The 21,565-nt window shown below is 39.1% G+C and carries 3 protein-coding genes and 1 pseudogene; all 4 read right to left on the bottom strand.

The window, feature by feature from the left end:
• Positions 1 to 33: 33 nt before the first annotated feature.
• Positions 34 to 416: pseudogene (locus HND50_03535) on the bottom strand (GxxExxY protein).
• Between the two features lie 35 nt (positions 417 to 451).
• Entirely contained in the window at positions 452 to 6,901 is a 6,450-nt protein-coding gene (locus HND50_03530; protein ID NOG44272.1) for an amino acid adenylation domain-containing protein, read from the bottom strand.
• Between the two features lie 232 nt (positions 6,902 to 7,133).
• Positions 7,134 to 15,095 (bottom strand): amino acid adenylation domain-containing protein, encoded by a 7,962-nt coding sequence (locus HND50_03525; protein ID NOG44271.1) that lies wholly within the window; start codon positions 15,093 to 15,095, stop codon positions 7,134 to 7,136.
• Positions 15,088 to 21,555 (bottom strand): amino acid adenylation domain-containing protein, encoded by a 6,468-nt coding sequence (locus HND50_03520; GenBank protein ID NOG44270.1) that lies wholly within the window; start codon positions 21,553 to 21,555, stop codon positions 15,088 to 15,090. The genes HND50_03525 and HND50_03520 overlap by 8 nt, the downstream gene beginning before the upstream one ends.
• Positions 21,556 to 21,565: the final 10 nt, after the last annotated feature.

The raw sequence follows: 21,565 nt of genomic DNA, 5'->3' as shown, positions 1-21,565 counted from the left end.
GGTTAATATTGTTTTTCTACAACAAACTTGTGGCTAAAAATTATTAACAAAACGTTTTATCCCATCCTTAATCACAGGTACATTGAAATTAATTAGAAAACCCAACTTTTTGTTAGTTTTAAGTATGATATGATTTGTGCCTCATAGACAGGGTGTATTTTGTTAACTGATTTTAGTTCTAAAATGATTTCGTCTTCCACAAAAATATCTAACTTTAAATCTCGTGAGACTTCAAAATTTTTATAAACCAGGGGTACTTCAACCTGGCTCTCAGCTTTAATGTTTTGAGTAAAAAACTCTCTCATTAAACATTGTTCATAAATAGTTTCCAATAATCCCGGACCCATATTCTTATGAACTTCAAAACAGGCATTAACAACTTTTTTTGAAAGAATATTTAATTCATTTCTATTCATAATAATGTTTTAACTGCGTCTTTGCGTCTTCGTTGTTATTTCTTGGATTTTCTCGCTGGCCTTCTGGCGGCTCGGCTGCCACGGTCAATTTTTTGGATTTGTGGCTTGGCCTTAATACCGCTGGCCTTTGCAACCTCAACCGCATCAGCCAGTTCTGCAACAGTCGGTTTTTCAAATAGCGTCAGCAATGGCAGTTCAATATCGAACTTTTCCCGAACGCGTGACATAAACTGAGTTGCCAAAAGTGAATGTCCGCCAAGTTCAAAGAAATTATCATAAACCCCAGCTTTTTCCAGTTTTAGTAAATCCTCCACGATTGTATTTAAAATAGTTTCAGTCTCATTTCGTGGTGCAACATACTCTGCCGTTGCCTGTGATCTGTCTTGTTCCGGCACTGACAAAACTTTGCGATCGATTTTGCCATTTGGAGTAAGAGGCATGGCATCCAACGGCATAAAAACAGACGGCACCATATAATCCGGCAAAGAAGATTTTAAAATTTCCCGCAACATCGGAATTGTTGTCTTTTCTGTATCTGAGCTAACAAAATAAGCCACAAGCCTTTTCTCACCGGGCTTGTCTTCTCTGGCCAAAACAATGACATCAACAATTTCCCTTATTTCTCTGAGCGATGCTTCAATTTCCCCCAGCTCGATTCGGAAACCGCGTACCTTTACCTGGTGATCGATCCGTCCAAGAAAATCAATATTGCCATCCGGCAGATAGCGTACAAGATCACCGGTTCTGTAAAGGCGCTCACCCATTTTGCCAGAGAAAGTATCGGGGATGAATTTTTCAGCCGTTAAGTCCGGACGATTGTGGTAGCCACGTGCCAGGCCAACACCTCCAACACATAATTCACCTGCAACGCCAACAGGGCATAAAAATCCGTTGCGGTCTAAAACATAAAGCTGGAAATTGCCGTTTGCTTTACCAATAGGAGGATCAATTTTTGAATCAGGATCAGTTAAAAACATGGAGGCGCAAACAGTAGTTTCCGTTGGGCCGTAAGCGTTGTAAAACTGTCTTCCGGGCGCCCATTTTTTAATTAGATCTGTTGTGCATTTTTCTCCGGCTGTGATAATGGTTTTCAAATCAGGCAAATCCGTTTCGGGGAAAATTGCTAAAACTGAGGGTGGCAAAGTTACGGTTGTTATCTTTTGATTTTTCAAAGTTTCAACAAGTTGATCACCGGAAGCCAGGATGCTGCGATCTACTAAAGATAAAGCCGCTCCATTAAGCAAAGCCATCACAGTTTCCCAAACGGCCGCATCAAAACTAAGTGACGAGAATTGGAGAATGCGGCTCTCGCTGTCAATATTAAATGCCTTTTGCTGCTCTTTGGCAAGGTTTACCAATCCCCGATGGGCGAGCAGAGTACCTTTTGGTTTCCCGGTAGAACCGGAAGTGTAAATAACATAGGCAAGATTGTCTGGTGTGATGTCAGTTCTCGATTCAAATTTATTCTGAGATTGAAAATCAAAATTGTCCACATTTAAAACCTTAATGTCATTCTGAGCATAGTTTACGGAGCGAAGAATCTCGTTTTTTTCTTCAGGGGATTCTTCACCAGGTGAAACGGGATTCAGAATGACATTGCTCTTTTGATTTGTCAGCAACACTTTCAAACCAGAATCTTCAACCATGTAATCCAGGCGTTCTTGAGGATAGGCAGGATCAAGAGGAAGAAATGCTGCACCTGCTTTTAGAGCGGCAATAATTCCAATTACCATTTCAAAAGAACGATCCATACAGATACCAACGCGGTCATCCGGCTGGATTCCATTGTCCAGCAACCAGGCAGCGAGCAAATCTGCCTGGTCACTTAATTCTTTATAAGAAAGTTGTTTCTCTCCAAAAACAACAGCAGCTGCATCAGGATTAATCTGTACGTGCTGCTCAAATTTCTGATGAACACAGAATTCTGATTCAAATTCTGAATCGGTATTGTTCCAATCAAAAACCATGGTTTGCTTTTCGGATGGATCAAAGTAATCAATTTCAGAAATGACCTGTTCACTATCCTGGACAACAGATGTTATCAAATTTTCAAAATGTGACATCATCCGTTCGATGGTGCTTTGCTCAAAGAGATCAGTATTATATTCAAATGACATAATCATCGAGTCAGTCGATTCACTCATTGTGACCGAAAGATCAAACTTGGAGCTACTTGTTTCTTCATAAAGACTTTCCATGCGTAAATCAGGCAGATCTATCCCTGTTTCAGGCAAATTTTGGAAAACAAACATAACCTGAAAAATTGCAGAATGGCTCATCTCACGTTTAGTAACCATCGCATCCACAAGTTGCTCAAACGGAATATCCTGGTGTGCGTAGGAGCCTAAAGTTGTTTCCCGTGCCTGGCGCAATAAGTCACCAAATTCAGGATCATCTGCAAAGGAATTTTTTAAAATAAGATTATTGACAAAAAAACCAATTAGCTGCTCAGTTTCTGAATGGCGTCTGTTGGCAATTGGCGAACCAACGATAATTTCATCCTGCCCGCTGTAGCGGTGAAGCAAAGACTGGAAGGCGGCCAATAAAGTCATAAAAGGCGTAACACCGGCCTGTGAACTTAGCTGTTTGATCTGTTGTGAAAGCTCAGCAGATATTTCCTTTGTAACAGAATTTCCGGAAAATGTTTGAACGGCCGGACGCTGATGATCAATTGGCAATTCCAATACCGGCGGATTCGTTCCAATTTTTTCTTTCCAATAGTTTAGCTGGGTTTCCAGCACTTCGCCCTGAAGCCAGTTTTTCTGCCATTCTGCATAATCAGCAAACTGGATTGGCAAATCCGCAATTTGTGGTTCATTGCCAATTGAAAAAGCCGCATAAAATGTGGCAATTTCAGAAACCATGATGCCCATTGACCAGCCATCAGAAATGATGTGGTGCACGGTGAAGAAGACTACATGTTCATCTTCAAAGGATTTTATAAGCCTTATTCGGATGAGTGGGCCGCTGGCCAAATTAAATGCAAATGTTGCTTCAGCCCTGGCAATTTTTTGAATTTCAATTTCCCGGGATTGATTGTCGTGCTGGCTTAAATCTTCAATTTCAAGTTTCAATTCTAAATTATCTGCAATTACCTGAACGGGAGTGCCGGATTTATCAGCAAAGGTGGTCCTAAAAACTTCATGTCTTAGAATTAGCTTATCAATCGATTTTTGCAGTGCTTCCAGGTTTAGCTTCCCCTTCAATTTAAATGCCGAAGGAATGTTGTAAAATGAACCGCCGGGTTGTAGCTGATCTAAAAACCATAGCCGTTGCTGTGAAAAAGAAAGGGCCATATCCTTGGAGCGATCTGCTTTTTCTATTGGTGGAATATCGTTGCCTGAACCCTGCGATTTGTAAACATCGATTTGTGTAGTCAGATTGGCAATTGTTGGATCATCGAACAAAGCCTTCAAAGGAAGTTCAACATCAAAGGCATCACGAATCCGGGAAATAAGTTGGGTGGCCAGCAGGGAATGTCCGCCTAAATCAAAGAAATTGTCGTTTATGCCAACCCGCGAAACTTTTAAAATATCACCCCATAATCCGGCTAACAGCTCTTCTACCTGATTACGCGGTGCTACAAATTCAACGGAAGAAGATAATTCCAAAGAATCTGGTTTAGGCAAAGCACGACGATCAATTTTTCCACTACTTGTTAAGGGGAAAGCCTCCAAATTCAAAAAGGCCAGTGGCACCATATATTCCGGCAAGTCTTTTTTAATAAAATCTTTTAATGATTGGATTTCCGGGTGCTCATTATTTTCTGCAACAATATAGGCAACCAATTTTTTGTCATCCGTATTATCTCCAATGGCCAATACGATAACTTCACGAACCTGGTTATGTCCACTCAAAACAGATTCAATCTCACCCAGCTCAATGCGGTTGCCACGAATTTTTACCTGGAAATCAATTCTGCCGGTGTATTCCAATCGGCCGTCAACCAACCAACGCGCTAAGTCGCCAGTCCGGTATAAACAACTTCCAGGATTTTCAGAAAAAGGATTCGGTATAAATTTTTCAGCAGTAAGGTCGGGATTGTTTAAATAACCGCGCGCTAATCCGGGGCTTGCAATACATAATTCTCCGGCAACGCCAATCGGGACAGGGTTAAAGTTTTCATCAAGCAAATAAACCTGGTCATTTATGATAGGTTTTCCAATTGGCGCTGTAAGTGTTTCTGTTTCCGGCTTATTAATTTCTCCCCAAACACAACCAACTGTTGCTTCTGTTGGGCCATAGCCATTTATAAAACGTGTGTTTGCGCGCCATTTCTCAGCAAGTTCAATCGGGCAGGCTTCACCCACTGTGACAACAGTTTTTAAATGCGGAAACTGTTCATCGGCCAAAACGGCTAACATAGACGGCGGAAATGTTATTATCGAAATTTGACGATCATTTAAAAATTGAGTTAGCTGTGATTTCGACAAAATTGTTTCCCGATAACTTAAGTGCAACTCAGCGCCATTTAACAAAGCCACAAAAATCTCGCTGACAGATGCATCAAAACTAAAAGATGAGAATTGCATAACTCTTGATGAGTTATCTATTTTGAAATCTTGTGCCTGCGCCTGGACTGTATTTAACAATCCTCCGTGGCGAAGCATCACACCTTTTGGTTTTCCTGTCGAACCGGATGTATAAATGATGTAAGCCAAATTAAATGGATCAATTTCAAGATTCAGATTTTCCTTACTTGCTGTGAGTTTTTCATCTATCTGATCAAGAAAAATTGTTTCAGTTTCTACTGCTGGAATTATTTTTTCTAAACCAGAAGTACTAATTAAATATGACGATCGGGATTCCTTAATTATATATTCAATTCTCTCGGGAGGATAAGTAGAATCTATCGGAACATAGGCACCGCCAGCTTTTAGAACAGCTAAACTTGCTATAACCATTTCAGGGGAACGGTCGAGGCAAATGGCAATAACGTTTTCTTTGGAAACGCCTTTTTCCTTAAGAAACCGGGCAAGTTGGTTTGCGCGTTCATTTAATTCTCTGTATGAAATTCTGATAGTAGCTTCAGGATCGGCTCCAACAATTGCAGTTTCATCCGGAAATTGCTCTGCGATTTGTTCAAACTTTTGATGAATGGTCAGGTCTTCAGGATAATCGGATTTTGTGTTGTTCCATTCATTTAATGTAAGCTGTTTTTCTTTTTGAGAAAGGACTGGGATTTTTGTTGGATTTTGATTTGGGTTTTCTACAAATGCCTGTAAGAGATTTTCAAAATGTGTAAATAAGCGTTGAATTGTTTCGTCTGAAAATTGGGCTGTCTCATAAGCAACCTTTAAAACAACTTGTTTGCCCGGTGCTGAAACAAGGGTAAGTGGAAAGTTTGTGCGCTCAAAAGAATCCAATCCGGAAATTGAAAGTTCTGAATCCTGTTGCTGCATGGCCTCATCAACCGGATAATTTTCAAAAACAAGCAAGCTTTCAAAAAGCGGCATATCCCGTGGAATTTCGGTTTGTCCCTGAATTTCTACAAGTGGGCTGTATTCAAACTGGCGAGTTTCCGCTTGCTCCATTTGCAGATTTTGGAAAAGCTGTAAAAATGAACTGGCTTCATTAACCCGAATGCGAACAGGCAGAGTATTTATAAACAAACCAACCATGGTTTCAATACCGGGTATTTCTGCCGGACGTCCCGAAACGGTTGCCCCAAAAACCACATCATCCAAACGACCGTATCTGGCAAGCAAAAGTCCCCATGTTCCCTGCATAATTGTGTTTAATGTAATTTGCTGTTCTTTTGCGAGTGCTTGCAGTTTTGTAGAAACTTGTTCATCAAAATTGTGCGATACTACTTTGTATTCGGATTCACCTGTGTGACTTACTTTGTTAACAGATAATGGTGTTGGTGCAGATATTCCATCCAGGCGATTTTTCCAAAAAGCCTTGGCTTGTTCCATATCCTGTTGCTGTAACCAGCCAATATAATCGCTGTATGGGCGCGGTGTTTCTAACTGAATTTCATTACCATTGTCATAGGCATCATATAGTTTAAATACTTCACCTAAAATCAAAGGCGATGCCCAGCCATCCCATAAAAGATGATGATGTGTGAGGACAAAATGATAAGCTTTTTCATTTAGCCGAATTATTTTTATAGAAATCAAAGGGGCTGAATTTAACTCAAAACCAATCTTGCGTTGTTCATTGGCAAATTCTTTTACGGATTTTTTTTGCAATTCCTCAGATTTATCAGTCCAGTCAATTAGCTCAAAGGGGATATCCAGTTGCTGATGGACTACCTGAAGCGGCTCATCCACATCTTCCCATATAAACGCACTTCGCAAAATATCATGACGGTTGAGGACTTCCTGCCACGCCCGTTTAAAAGCATCCACATTTAACCGGCCATTTAGCTGACAACTTATTTGTTCAGAATAAGCTTCAGTTTCCGGTGCATATAATGTATGAAACAGCATTCCTTGCTGCATAGGTGATAGAGGGTATATGTCTTGTATATTTTCCATTGATTCCTATGTTTTTATTATATCTTGCTCTTAATCTTACTCATTGTCTTACTCATGCTCGTTATTCACTAACATTTGATTGGAGTAATAGAATATTGGAGTATTGCTGTACTGGTTATTTATCCCAGATCAGATCCATATTCCATGTTAATTTCACGGACGATTAAAGTATCAATCCAATCACTTTGATTTCTTTTTCTTTCTAAACTTTCAATAAGTTTTAATAAACCAATCACTTTTTTAATTTTCCAAGCACTTTGCCCAGTTTTTTGTTATCCAATCCGGATAGTTTAAAATCAGAAGCTGTTGCACTTGCCGAAACAGGATTTTTGCAATGAGCAATAAGGCCTTTTAATTCTTCGATAAACCCATTTGCAAATCGTTGAATATTGTCTTTTCGAAATTGATTGGCGCTGTAGGCAAACATCATATTTAATTTATTACCTGCGATACTTCCGTTTACATCAATCAGGCTCATACGCTTTGCATTTGGTGAGCGCTCAGCACCTTTATCATCTCCGGAAGGAACAAGTGGGCTATTTTCATTTGAAGCCTGGTCAAACTGCCCAAGATAATTAAAAAGAACAGAAATACTATCCAGGCCAGATAGTTGATGCCTCTCATCTTCATCTTTACTTAGATAGCGCAAAAGACCAAAACCAAAACCCTTTTCCGGGATTTGACTCAATTTTTCTTTAACAGCTTTTATCTGATCACCTGAATTCACCGCTTTGCCAAGATCAAGATAAACCGGGTAAATATTTGTGAACCAGCCTATGGTGCGGGAGATATCAATACTGTCAGAAATATGTTCACGGCCATGACCCTCCATATGCAGCAACATATTACGGCGCCCGGTCCATCGAGAAAATCCTTTAAGCAGGGCTGTGGCCAGTAAATCGTTTATTTGAGTCTTATAGGCTTTTGGAGCCTCCTGCAGCAAATCCTGAGTTTGCTTTTCGTCAAGCGAAACGGCAACCATTTCCATACTCGATTCCAGGTTTTCGCCATTTGGGAAATCCATAAAAAATTGTGGAATTGGTTTTTGTGCAATTTCAGTCCAGTAGGTTTTTTGCGCTGCCATTTTGGGGCCGGTTACATAATTATGTAATTCTTCAGACCATTTTTTGAATGAAGTTGATTTTGGTGGAAGGACAACTTCTTTCCCATTTTTGATTTGTTCATAGGCAAGCTGGAAATCTTCCATAATTATGCGCCAGGAAACCCCATCCATTACAAGATGGTGAACTACAAGCAATAATCGATGAGGATTTTCCCCACAATCAAAACAGGCCATTTTTACAAGCGGGCCGGTTTCAATGTTTAAAGATGCCTGAATCCTGGAAGATTCTTTTGTAATAGCCTGGCTTAATTCATCTTCACGTTTTGAGCTAAAATCAATCCATTCAAATGACTCATCAGTTTTAAGTTCTTCTGAAAAAATTAGTTTAAATCCGTCATCACCTTTTTCAAAGCGGGAGCGCAACACATCGTGCTGTTGCATTAATGTATCTAATGTTTTTTTTACAAATTCACTATCTAAAGGATCACGGGTCTGCATCAACACTGATTGGTTCCAATGGTGGTTTTCTGCAAAATCATGTTCAAAAAAGTTTTTTTGGATCGGTGTCAATTCAGATGGGCCGCTGACCAAACCTTGCTCAGCTTCAACAATCAATGCTTCGCCAGCCACAGAGGCCAGTTTTGCAACAGTCTGGTTTTGGAACATTTGCAATGGCGTAAGCTGCAACCCTTTTTGCTTGGCGCGCGCAATTACCTGAATGCTCATAATCGAATCGCCGCCTAATTCGAAAAAGTTATCGTTTATCCCAACTTTATCCACGCTAAGCAGGTTTTCCAAAATCTCGACTAATATTTCTTCTTTCTCATTTCTGGCTGTTTCATATTTTGATTTGATTTCGTCACGGCTGAGAATTGGTTCTGGCAGTTTTTTTCGATCAACTTTACCATTGGCGGTTAATGGAATTTGTTCAATGAAAATGAAATATGCCGGAACCATATAATTTGGTAACTGATCTGATAAAAAGTCTCGCAGATCGTTTGTTTCAACTTTTTCAGCATCTTTCAAGACAAGATAAGAAGCTAATTGTTTATCACCACTTTCGGTTGTGTGTAAATTTACAACCGCATCACGGATTTGATCATGGGCAGTAAGTGCATTTTCAATTTCACCAAGCTCAATACGATAGCCGCGAATTTTGACCTGTGTATCAATACGATCAATAAAAAGCATTTTATCATCATTGAGATAACGGACGCGATCTCCTGATTTATACATGCGCGATCCGGGTTCACTGCTAAATGGATCTGGTATAAACCGATCAGCGGTTAAATCCGGCCTGTTTTTATAACCGCGTGCAACCCCATTGCCACCAATATACAATTCTCCGGGAAAACCCTTTGGTACTGGCTGATGATTTTCATCTAAAATATAAACCGGTGAATTTGTGATTGACTTTCCAATTGGTACGGAGCCGTTTCCATCCCAATTTTTGGCATTATAAACCACGCAGCCAACAACTGTTTCAGTTGGGCCATATTCATTAAACAAGGCCGTATCCAAAGCATTTTTTTGCCAGAAATCTATTTGTTTGTCAACAAGATTTTCCCCGCCAATTACAAAAGCTTTTGTTAATCCGGCTGCTTTTTCAGCAGGAATTTGCTGGCTTAAAAGATCAAGGTGGGCTGGTGTAATTTTTACAGTGTTAAAATCCTGATAACGGAGAAGGGCATTTCCTAATGCTTCAAGATCATCATCGGCTGATGCAAGAGTAACTGTTTTACCCGTCAAGAATGGTGTGAAAACGGCTGTAACGGTTGCATCAAATGCAATGGTGGAATGTACTAATGAACCACGACCTTCTTTTAAAGGATATGCTTCATACGCCCAATTCAGATAATGAGTCAATCCACTGTGAGTGATCAGAGTTCCTTTTGGTTTTCCAGTTGAACCCGATGTGTAAATCATATAAACCAAATTGTTCGGATCAATTTTTATATCTGGGTTCGTATTATTTTCAGAAAGATATTCAGCGTCATCAACGAATATTGTTGTGATTTCATCCTGAGCAAAGTTTACAGAGCGAAGAATCTCGTTGTTTAAACTTTGAGGGGATTCTTCACCCTGAGGAACAGGGTTCAGAATGACATTGCTTTTTTGGTCAGTCAGCAAAACCTTCATCCCGGAATCTTCAATCATGTAATCAACACGTTCTTGAGGATAAGAGGGATCAATAGGCACATACGCTGCGCCAGATTTTATTACGGCTAAAATGGCGATAATCATTTCCGGTGAACGTGTGAAGAAAAGGCCCACAAGATCATCTGCCACAATGCCTTTTTCGATTAATGTGTGTGCCAGTTGATTTGCTTTGGAATTTAGATCCAAATAATTAAGCTTTTTGGGTTCACTGTCAAACCATTCCAGAGCAATTGCATCAGGGGTAAGAATGGTTTGTTTTTCAAAAATATCTTTTATTGTTGTTTTTTTTGAAAAATGCTGTTCTTCTTCAAAATGATTAAGGTTTTGGATCAGGTGTTGCTTCTCTTTGTCTTTGAGCAAACTGATTTTGCTGATCGAATTTTCTGGCTGATAGGTGCATGCTGATAGCACAATTTCAAAATGATTGATAAAGCGTTCGATTGTAGATGAATCAAACAGGTCTGTGTTGTATTCTATAGCCCCAGACATTTTATGGCCTAAGTCTACCAGCGTAAGTGACAAATCAAATTTGGCAATACTGTTCTCAATATCCAGAAATTCCAAACTTATATCCGCTGTTTGAATCTCCTTTTGCGGATTATTTTGCATGGTAAACATAGCCTGGAAAAGAGGCGAATAACTTGTATCTCGTACCAGATCCAAAGAATCGACAATTTTTTCAAATGGAACATCCTGATGGGCATAAGCATCAAAAGCTGTTTTTCGGACTTCCTGAATAAACTCTTTAAAACTCAGGGAATGATCAACAGGGCTGCGCATGACCAAAGTATTTACAAAAAAGCCAATAATATTTTCAATGTCAGAGCGTGTTCGGTTGGCAATCGGTGTTCCGATTGAAATATCATTTTGACCACTGTAGCGGGATAGCAAAATTTTAAATGCCGCCAACACAGTGATAAAAACCGTTACACCTTCGCTGTTTGTAAAAGATTTGATTTTTTGCGACAATTCTTCAGATAAATGAAATGTAACATGAGCACCGTTAAAAGTTTGAATTGATGGTCGCGGTCTGTCAGTTGGCAGTTCCAATAAAGATGGTGCCCCGCTTAGTTTTTCTTTCCAGTAATTCACTTGTTTTTCTAAAACATCTCCCGTTAACCAGGATTGCTGCCAATGAGCGAAATCGGCGTACTGAATTTCCATTTCCGGTAAGAGCGGCGGAGTTCCATTATTGAATGAAGCATAGAATTGAGCCAGTTCATAAAATAGCACATTTACCGACCAACCATCAGAAATGATGTGATGCATGGTTAACAATATTGCAGCTTCAGTTTCAGAAGTTTTAAGAATTCGCACACGAAAGAGCGGTGATTGATCTAATTTAAATGGTTTACGTGCTTCTTCAATCACAATTTCTTTTATACGAACTTCTTTCTGTTCTTCCGGAATAGAGCAGTAATCTTCAGCTTGTAATTCAAAGTCCAGTTCCTTATGAATCACTACTTTGGCCTGACCATTTTCAGTCGTAAAAGATGTTCGAAACGATTCTTGCCTTTTGATGATTTCCTTAACAGCTTTATTTAGAGCCGAGATATCAAGCCGACCTGAAACTTTGATCGCCACAGGAATATTATAACTTGGGCTTTCCGGTTCCATTTGGTCCAGAAACCATAAACGCTGCTGTGAAAAAGAAAGCGGAATGTTCTTTTCCCGAGAGACCGGAAACAGATCGGGAATATTTTCTTTGTTACTTTCCCGGTTTGTTTGTTGGATTATTGCAGCCAAATCCCCCAAAGATGATGTCTCGAATAATGATTTTAATTCCAGCTCAATTTTAAAAGTGTCCCGGATACGGGAAACCATTTGTGTGGCCAGCAGCGAATGACCACCCAGATCAAAGAAATTATCCAGCGCACCAACTTGTTTGACCTTTAAAATATCAGCCCATATTAAAGCCAGTTTTTCTTCGGTTTCATTTCTTGGAGCAATAAACTCTTTTTCAGATTGAATTCTGGTGTCATGTTCAGGTTCGGGTAAAGCCCGACGATCCAGCTTACCATTTGTTGTAAGCGGAAATGCATCCAAAATAATGAAAGCTGAGGGCACCATATAATCGGGCAGGCTTTTTGTTATAAACTGCCGCAGATCAGATATTTCCGGGTCATTTTCTTTTTTACAAACTAAATAAGCTGCGAGGAATTGATTTCCGTTTTTATCTTTTTTTGGCAAAATTGAAACATCATCGACCTGGGCATGATTTAACAAGACTTTTTCAATTTCACCAACCTCAATCCGGAATCCCCTTATCTTAACCTGAAAATCAATCCGTCCTAAAAACTGGATATTACCATCTGCCCGGTAGCGCGCTAAATCACCGGTGCGGTACATGCGATCACCCGGTTTACCGGAAAATGGGTTCGGGATAAAAGTTTCAGCAGTTAAATCTGCCCGCTTGTTATACCCACGCGCCAATCCTGCGCCGCTAATAAATAATTCACCCGGTACACCACGCGGAGTTGGGTTTAACTCTTTATCTAAAATATATAATTGATGATTATCAATCGGTTTGCCTATCGGTGGCGCTTCAGGCTCTCTTGCATCAGTAGGATAGCAAGTACAGGTTATAGTCGTTTCAGTAGGCCCGTAAACATTGTAATATTTTGTTTTTGAAGGTCCCCATCGTTGAACAAGATCATAGGATACTTCCTCAGCACCGGTAATTACAGCTCTTAAAGTTGGATAATCAGTTCTGGAAATTATTGAAAGCACTGAAGGTGTAAATGTTGCAATTGTTATTTGTTCTCTGTCAATTATATCGGAAATAGTTTCACCCGAAAAAAACGTTTCCTTGTTCGACATGACAAGGGTTGCGCCATTTAAAAGCGCCATCATAAATTCCCAGATAGAGCCGTCAAAACTGAACGAGAAAAATTGTAAGATACGATCCTTGCAACTTACTTTAAATAGTCTTTTTTGATAGTGCGCGTGATTGATAACTCCATGATGCTCAAGTAAAATACCTTTTGGTTTTCCTGTAGAACCGGAAGTGTAAATTTCATATGCGAGGCTTTTTCCAGAAACAAATACATCTGGATTTATTTTGCATTTTTCCTGATCATAAGCAATCTCATCTACAAAAATAGTTTTTAAGGCTCTGCTTTCCTTTTTTATTTGTGCGATTGTTTCTTTAGCAGTATTGTGTGTTAACAAAATCTGAATACCTGAATCCTGAACCATATATCCCAGCCTGTCTAATGGATATGCTGGGTCGAGAGGAACGAATGCTGCACCGGTTTTGAGCACGCCAAAAATACTTACCATCATCTCCAAAGAACGATTTAAACAGACACCAATCCTATCTCCGGGTTTTGCGCCATTTTCAATTAAGTGGTAGGCAACCATGTTTGCTTTCTCATTTAGTTGAGCATAAGAAAGTTGGTTTTCAGCTCCGGCCCCGTTTTCATTTTTTTGACTAAAAACCAGGGCAATATTATCTGGATAAAGTTTAACCATTTCTTCAAACTGATGGTTAATAGTTGGTTTAAAATCAATAGCTGTTTCAGTTTGATTAAAATCTACAAGAAGTTGATGTTTCTCTTTTTGGTCAAGGATATTAAATTTTGAAACAGGTTGGCCCGGATTGGCTGCAATCCCGCTGAGTAGGTTGCTAAACTGGGTAATCATCCTTTGAACGGTTTGCGCTTCAAATAAATCTGAATTGTACTCAAAACTAATTTTGTATGAATCGCCGATTTCAGCAATCATTACAGTTATATCAAACTTTGCCGTTCCGCTGTTTTCTTCAATATGCTCGATAGAGATATCAGAATCAGCGGCCTGTTTCCCCGGAACATTTTGGAAAACCATCAAAACCTGAAATAGGGGAGAATGGGCAGAGTTGCGGTCCGGATGAACTTCTTCTACAAGCATTTCAAATGGCAAATCCTGGTGTGCGTATGCATCTAAAGTGGTTTCTTTAACCTGTTTGAGAAAATCAGGAAAATGTGGATTGTCGGACAGATCACCTCTTATTACCAACGTATTTACAAAGAAACCAATCAGGTTTTCAGTTTCAGCGCGGTTACGGTTGGCAATTGGCGTCCCGATGCAGATATCATCTTGACGCGAATAACGATGAAAGAGGGTTTGCAAGGCTGCCATCATAAACATAAATGGTGTCACCTCATATTTTGAGGCCAGCGATTCGATAGCTTTTCTTATTTCCGGATTTATTTTTCCATCCAGCATTGAACCGCTGTTTGTCATAACAGCCGGGCGTTTATTATCTATTGGCAGTTCCAGAAATGGAGGTAAATTTTCACCTAGTTGTTTTTTCCAATACTGAAGTTGCTTTTGCAGCCGTTCGCCCTGAAGCCATTTTTTCTGCCATTGGGCAAAATCTGCATATTGTATTTTTAAAGCTGACAGAGGTGAAGCCAAGTTTTTTCTATAGGCTTGATATAAGGCGGTAAACTCAGCCATCAATACACCCATAGACCAACCGTCGGAAATAATATGGTGCATTACAAAAACCAAAACAAATTCTTCATCAGCGGTTTTTATAAGTGTTATAACTCCTGTAGGGCCTTTTTGCAGATTAAATGAATAACGAAACTTGTCATGAATTATTTTTTCAACTTGCTTTTTTCCTTGTTCTGTAATGGTTGGAATATCAAGGGTTTCAATTTCTAATTGGGGTTTATTAGAAATAACCTGCATCCCGTTGCCAGCAACCGATTTAAAAGTTGTGCGCAATATTTCGTGGCGTTTAATAATCTCATTAACCGCTTTTTTAAAAAGAGAAACATCAAGCGGGCCATTTATTTTCCAAGCTACAGGAATATTATATAATGGGCTGCCGGGATACATCTGATCTAAAAACCACATTCGTTGCTGGGCATAGGACAAAGGAAAAGAATTAACTTTTGAGCCTTTTTGTTTTAGCTTCAGCTCTAATAATTTTCTCTTTTCCGGGGATAACTGGGCAAGGGTTTTTTCTAAATCAGCCATTATCCTCCCTGTCTTCATCACCATCCTCTTCTGCATCGAGTAAGGCCTGTACTTCCTCGTCAGACAAACCTTCAAGTTCACCTAATAGCTCATCAAAATTATCATCTCCGCCGCGGTCCAGAGCTTCTATTTGGGGTTCATCTTCGTCAGCTCTCATTGCTTCGGGGCTTAACAAGGCGTTAGAAATATCCATTATTGTTGGGGATTCGAAAAGCTTTCTTAATGGTAATTCAACTTTAAACTCTTCACGAATTCGTGATACGAACTGAGTTGCCAGCAATGAGTGTCCACCCAATTCAAAAAAACTATCGTGGATACCCACTTTTTCAGTGTGCAATAATTCTGATACTATCAGAGCTAATTTCTCTTCGTTTTCATTTCGGGGAGCTTCATATTTTTTACTCAGTTGTGATCTGTCCTGCTCAGGCGCCGGTAATGCTTTTTTATCGATTTTACCGTTGGGAGTTAAAGGCATTTCTTCAAGATTGATAAAAGAAGAGGGCACCATATATTCAGGGAGAGATTTTAACAGATTTGATTTTACTTCAGCAACATCGTATTCATTTTCTCCAACTGTATATGCTGTAATTCTGTGATCACCCGGATTGTCTTCGCGCACAGTGACATACAAATCTTTCAATTCCAAGATTGTATGGATTGATGCTTCAATCTCACCTAACTCAATTCTGAAACCACGTACTTTTACCTGTTGATCGATACGACCAAGAAAGTCAATATTTCCATCGGGTAACATTTTTACCAAGTCACCGGTTTTGTACAAACGATCGCCATTTTGTTTGGAAAATGGATTTGGAATAAATTTGTCAGCCGTTACATCGGGCCTATTTAAATATCCACGGGCCAAACCAACACCGCTGATACAAAGTTCACCCGAAACACCAATCGGTACTCGCATCAAATTTCTATCCAAAACATAAAGTTGAAAATTGCCAACATTCTTTCCAATTGGAGGGTCGAAAGGTTCATCAGCATTTGTGAAATACATGGAGGCACAAACGCTTGTTTCAGTTGGCCCGTAGGCATTGACCATTCGGCGTCCGGGTTGCCATTTTTTTACATGTTCAACGGGGCATTTTTCCCCGGCGGTGATTATTGTTTTTAAATCAGGTAAATCCGTATCGGGAAAAACAGCCAGCACAGAAGGTGGCAGTGTAATTGTAGAAATCTTTTGTTCCTTTAGTGTTTTAACAAGCTCATCGGCAGATACTGTTATTTCGCGCTCAACCAGATGCAGGGCTGCATTATTTAATAATGCCATAACAGTTTCCCATGTAGCAGCATCAAAGCTCAATGAGGCAAATTGCAAAATCCGGCTTTTGTCATCAATCTCAAAAGCTTTTCTTTGTTCATTAGCCAGGTTCACCAAACCCGTATGAGAAAGCATCGTACCTTTAGGTTTGCCTGTTGAACCGGATGTATAAATTACATATGCAAGATTGTCAGGATTAATATCCAGGTTCAGGTTTTTATCAGCAGATTTTTTTAAATTTTCCTGTTCATTTTCAATATTTATCAATTTGAAATTTGAAATTTGAAACTCGAAATTTGAGCCTTGGTTTGTAAGTAAAACTTTTAATCCTGAATCCTCAATCATATATTTCAACCGCTCTTGTGGATAAGACGGATCAAGCGGTAAGTAGGCAGCACCTGCTTTCATGGTAGCCAGCATCGCGATAACCATTTCAAGTGATCGGTTCATGTGAATGCCAATTATATCATCGAAGCCAATACCTTTTTCAATGAGAAGATGTGCCAGTTGGTTTGCTTTTTGGTTAAGCTCCCCATAAGACAGTTTTGTTTTTGCAAATACCAGGGCTGTGTTTTCAGGATTTTCCTCTGCAACTTTTTCAAAGCGTTGGTGAGCACATAAATGAGAATCAAATTGTGCATCCGATGAATTTAGTGTTTCTGTTATGCTTTTTTCAGCCAGGCTTAAAAATTCTACCTGGTCAACGCGGCTTTTTGGTTCTTCGACAATTTTTTGCAGGAGCATCTGGTAGTGGGATGCCAGGCGATCAATGGTTTCCCGTTTAAAAAGATCGCTGTTGTATTCCAAATTAAAAATGAATTTGTCTTGAAATTCACTGAAATAAACGCTTAAATCATATTTTGCAATAACGCCTTTGACACCAAAAGAATCAAAATCCAAAGTTGGTATTTCCGGTAGTTTTGTTACAGCATCTTGCGGAATAAAGGCAACCTGGAAAAGTGGAGAATGTGCAAGGTCTCGTTCAATTTGCAGCGCATCGACTAATTGTTCAAATGGGACATCCTGATGCGCATAAGCATCCAGCATGTTTTCTCGAATTTGTTTTGCAAGGGCGATAAAAGTCTGAGGAATTTCAAAATCTGCTTTTATAACAAGAGTGTTAACGAAAAAACCAATCAGGTCTTGAGTCGTGGAATGATGACGACCTGCGACAGGTGTACCTACCAGGATTTGTTTTTGTCCGGAATAGCGGTTCATTAACAATTGAAATAATGCCATTAAAGTTACATAATTTGTAAGCCCTTCTTTTTTACCAAATGAACGGATTCCATCAGCCAGTTCTTTGTTGATTGTAAAAGTAATATTTTTGCCATTAAACGTTTGAACCGCAGGTCTTTTGAAATCTGTGTTTAACTCCAACACACCAGGACTTAAGCCTAAATGTTCTTTCCAATAACTGATTTGTTTTTCAAGAACAGGGCCTTTTAACCAGCTCTGCTGCCAGGCAGCGAAGTCTGCATATTGAATCGGTAAATCTGTCAATTCTGAGTCTTTACCGGAAATTATATCGCTATAGTTTTGTAAAACTTCATTTATCAAAATACTCATCGACCAGCCATCGGAAATAATGTGGTGCATAACTGCTACAAGAATATGTTCATTATTTGAAATTTTAAACAATTCAATTTTAAAAAGTGGGGCGTTATTTAGGTCAAACTCCCAGTTTACTATCTCAGAAGCTCTTTTTAAAGATTCCTGCTCAACAGCATTAGAATCAGATTGCTGTAGATCAGAGATAGGCAGTTCAAAGTCAATTTTATCTGATATGTTTTGAAAAGGTATTCCTTTTTTATCAGTAAATGAGGTTCTCAAACTTTCGTGCCGGGCTATAACCTGATTGATGCTTTTTTCTAAAGCTGTGACATCAAGATCACCCTTGATTTTAGTTGAAAACGGAATGTTATAAATGGCATTGCCTTTGCTAAATTGATCAATAAACCAAAGACGTTGTTGTGGTAATGAAACAGGGATATCGTTTGTTCGATCAAATCGTGTTATTTCAGGCAGCTGTTGATCGCTTTCCTGGCGGCGGATAATTTCAATTTGCCTGCTTAACAGATCAATAGTGTTATTCTCAAATACGTTTCTCAGGGGCAGATCGATTGCAAAAGCCTCACGGATGCGGGCAATTAGTTTTGTCGCAAGAAGCGAATGTCCACCCAGGTCAAAGAAGTTATCAAAAACACTTATTTTTTCTATCCCAAGGATGCTGGACCAAATAACTGCCAAAGTTTCTTCAGATGCATTTCGCGGAGTAACAAATTCGTTATTAGCTCCAATGCTTTTCAGGTCAGGCTCTGGCAAAGCTTTTTTATCAATTTTTTTGTGAGTAGTTAATGGAAAAGAACTCATTTCGACAAAAGCTGATGGCACCATATATTCGGGTAAATTAAGGCGCAAACTTTCCCGGATTTCTTTTGATCCAATCTTAGAATTATCCGCAGGAATATAATAAGCCAGTATAGCCGGTTCTGATTGTTCATTTTCACGGACAATGACGATACAATCGTTTATGCCGGTAATTTCATTTATAGCAAACTCAATTTCACCAAGTTCAATTCTAAACCCACGAACTTTTACCTGGTTGTCAATCCGGCCAAGAAATTCAATATGCCCATCTTTTCGGTATCTGCAAAGATCGCCTGTTTTGTACAACCTTTCACCGGGATTTTTTGAAAATGGATTTGGAATAAATTTTTCCGACGTAAGTGAAGGGCGATTATAATAGCCGCGCGCGAGTGTTTTTCCACTAAAATGGAGTTCGCCGGGGAATCCAACCGGAACAATATTTAGTTGTTCGTCAAGAATATAAGCATGGTTGTTGGACAAAGGTTTACCAATAGGTACAGAATTTTCAAAATCATTTATGTCAACAACATAAGTTGTGCTGCAAACTGCATTTTCGGTCGGGCCATAAGCATTTATTACGCTTACATTTTTGTTAGCCCAATGCCGTGCTAAATCAGGAGACAATGCTTCTCCACCGGAAACAATATTTTTTAAGTCAGGAAAATACTCTTCGCGAAGTAAAGAAAGCACAGATGGAGGAAGCGTTAAATTGGTAACCTTATTTTCCTTCAATACATTTACAAGTTCCGGTCCGGGTATCATTTGTTCACGATCTGCTAAAACTAATGTTGACTGGGTATAAAGTGCGCCAAAAATTTCATAGATAGATGCATCAAAACTTGTGGAGGCAAATTGTAACATCGTTTTTTTATCATGACTTATCAAAGAGCCTAAGTGTTTTACAAGGTTTACTATGCCTGCATAATTACACATAGTACCCTTCGGCTGGCCTGTTGAACCGGACGTGTAAATCATATAAGCCAGGTTGTTGCTTGCAGGATATATACCCGGGTTTGCTTGGGGGTACGTTTTAAGGCGGTCTTGAATTGTATCGATAACGATGCAGTTTTGAACTGATTCAAATTTGTTTTTTAGATCTGCCTGAGTTAAAACAATATTTATTTCAGAATCTGCAATTATATAGTTTAACCGTTCTTCCGGATATTCGGGATCAATTGGAAGAAAAGCACCGCCAGCTTTCATTATGGCAAACATGGCAACAATCATTTCAATGCCAGGCCTTAGCGAAATAGCGATTATTTCTTCGGGTGATATTTTTTGATCAACCAGGAAATGAGCTAATTGATTGGCTTTTTGGTTTAGTTCCAGATAAGTCAATTTACTGGCTTGAGAGTTTGAATGACCTGCATAAATTAAAGCTGTTTTTTGGGAACTGGATTCAATTGATTCTTCAAACAATTCAATTATCGATTTTTCAATTTCAAAAATGGGAGCCTGGTTAAACTCATTTATTATAAACTGAGCTTCATCTTTATCAAGAATTGATACCTGGCTAATTTTTTGATTTGGATTTTCAATAAATGAAAGCAGAACATTTTTCAGTCTACAAAAAAGCCTTGAAATTCCATCTTCTGAAAACAGAGGTTTTTGAAATGCAAAATCGATGGTCATATCATCGCGGGCAGCAACAGCAACTGTTAAAGGAAAATTGGTCTGTTCAAAAGATTTAAAATTATCAGCTTTAATGCTTAGCTGCTGTTCCTGCATTGATTTTTCTACTGGATAATTTTCAAAAACAACAATGCTTTTAAATAGTTCTTTATTTTTTATATCGCTCCATTGCTGAACCTGGACCAAAGGGCTGTATTCAAAGTCACGAATTTCTACGCCGGTTTTTTGAATTTCTTTTAACAGGGCAGATATATTTTTATCATCAGACAAATCAACTCTGACAGGCAGGGTGTTTATAAACAAACCAACCATCGATTCTACACCTGATAGCTGTGGTGGCCGGCCTGAAACGGTTGCACCAAAAAGAATATCTTTCTCGTCACTAAAACGGCTTAGTAAAATTGACCAGGCAGCCTGAATAACTGTATTAAGTGTCACCTGGTTTTGTGTAGCGATTGTGTTTAGTTTTTCGGTTGCTTCTTTTTCAATAAGAAAGTGTGCTGAGCCGTAGTCATTTGGATCATTGTTGGATTCCTGAAAACCAAGCGGAGTCGGTGCGTACAATCCTTTTAGTTTTTCTGACCAGTAGTTTTCTGCTGCTTTTAAATCTTGTTTTTGCAACCAGGCCACATATTCCCGGAATGGTTTTGCAGGTGGCAATGGCATATCATGCCCAAGACGAAACATTTCGTAATAAGTGAAAACATCTTTAAAAATTACCGGAACAGACCAACCGTCAAAAAGAATATGGTGGTTATTCCATAAAATTTGGAAATTTGTATCAGTAATCTGAAAAAGTGAAACTCGAATAAGTTGGGGCTGAGCAAGATCAAACCCCTTTTCCTTTTCAGTCGATAAAATTTTTTGAAAATCCTGTTCTTGCTGTTTTTTAGATTTTGTACGCCAGTCTTCAAAAGTAAATGGAAGCTCAACATCTTTATGGACAACCTGTAATAATTTATCCAGTTTTTTCCAAACAAAAGATGTACGCAATACTGCATGGCGGTCAACTGTTTTTTGTAAAGCTTGTTGAAACAATTTTACATCAAGGTCACCAATCAAGTTAAAATAGATTTGCTCAAAATAAGTAGAAGAGCCCGGCTCATATAATGTATGAAAGAGCATCCCTTGTTGCATGGGTGATAAAGGGTAGATGGCTTCAATATTTTTTTGTTTCTTATTGTTCATTAAAAATCCT

It is taken from the genome of Calditrichota bacterium, from assembly GCA_013112635.1.
GTDB lineage: Bacteria > Calditrichota > Calditrichia > Calditrichales > J004 > JABFGF01.
Note: the sequence above shows the minus strand (reverse complement) of the source record. Positions and strands in the feature narration are given on the sequence as shown.

Coding starts and splice junctions, on each gene's coding strand:
- HND50_03530 (NOG44272.1), bottom strand. CDS start 6,901: ATGGAAAATATACAAGACATATACCCTCTATCACCTATGCAGCAAGGA.
- HND50_03525 (NOG44271.1), bottom strand. CDS start 15,095: ATGGCTGATTTAGAAAAAACCCTTGCCCAGTTATCCCCGGAAAAGAGA.
- HND50_03520 (NOG44270.1), bottom strand. CDS start 21,555: ATGAACAATAAGAAACAAAAAAATATTGAAGCCATCTACCCTTTATCA.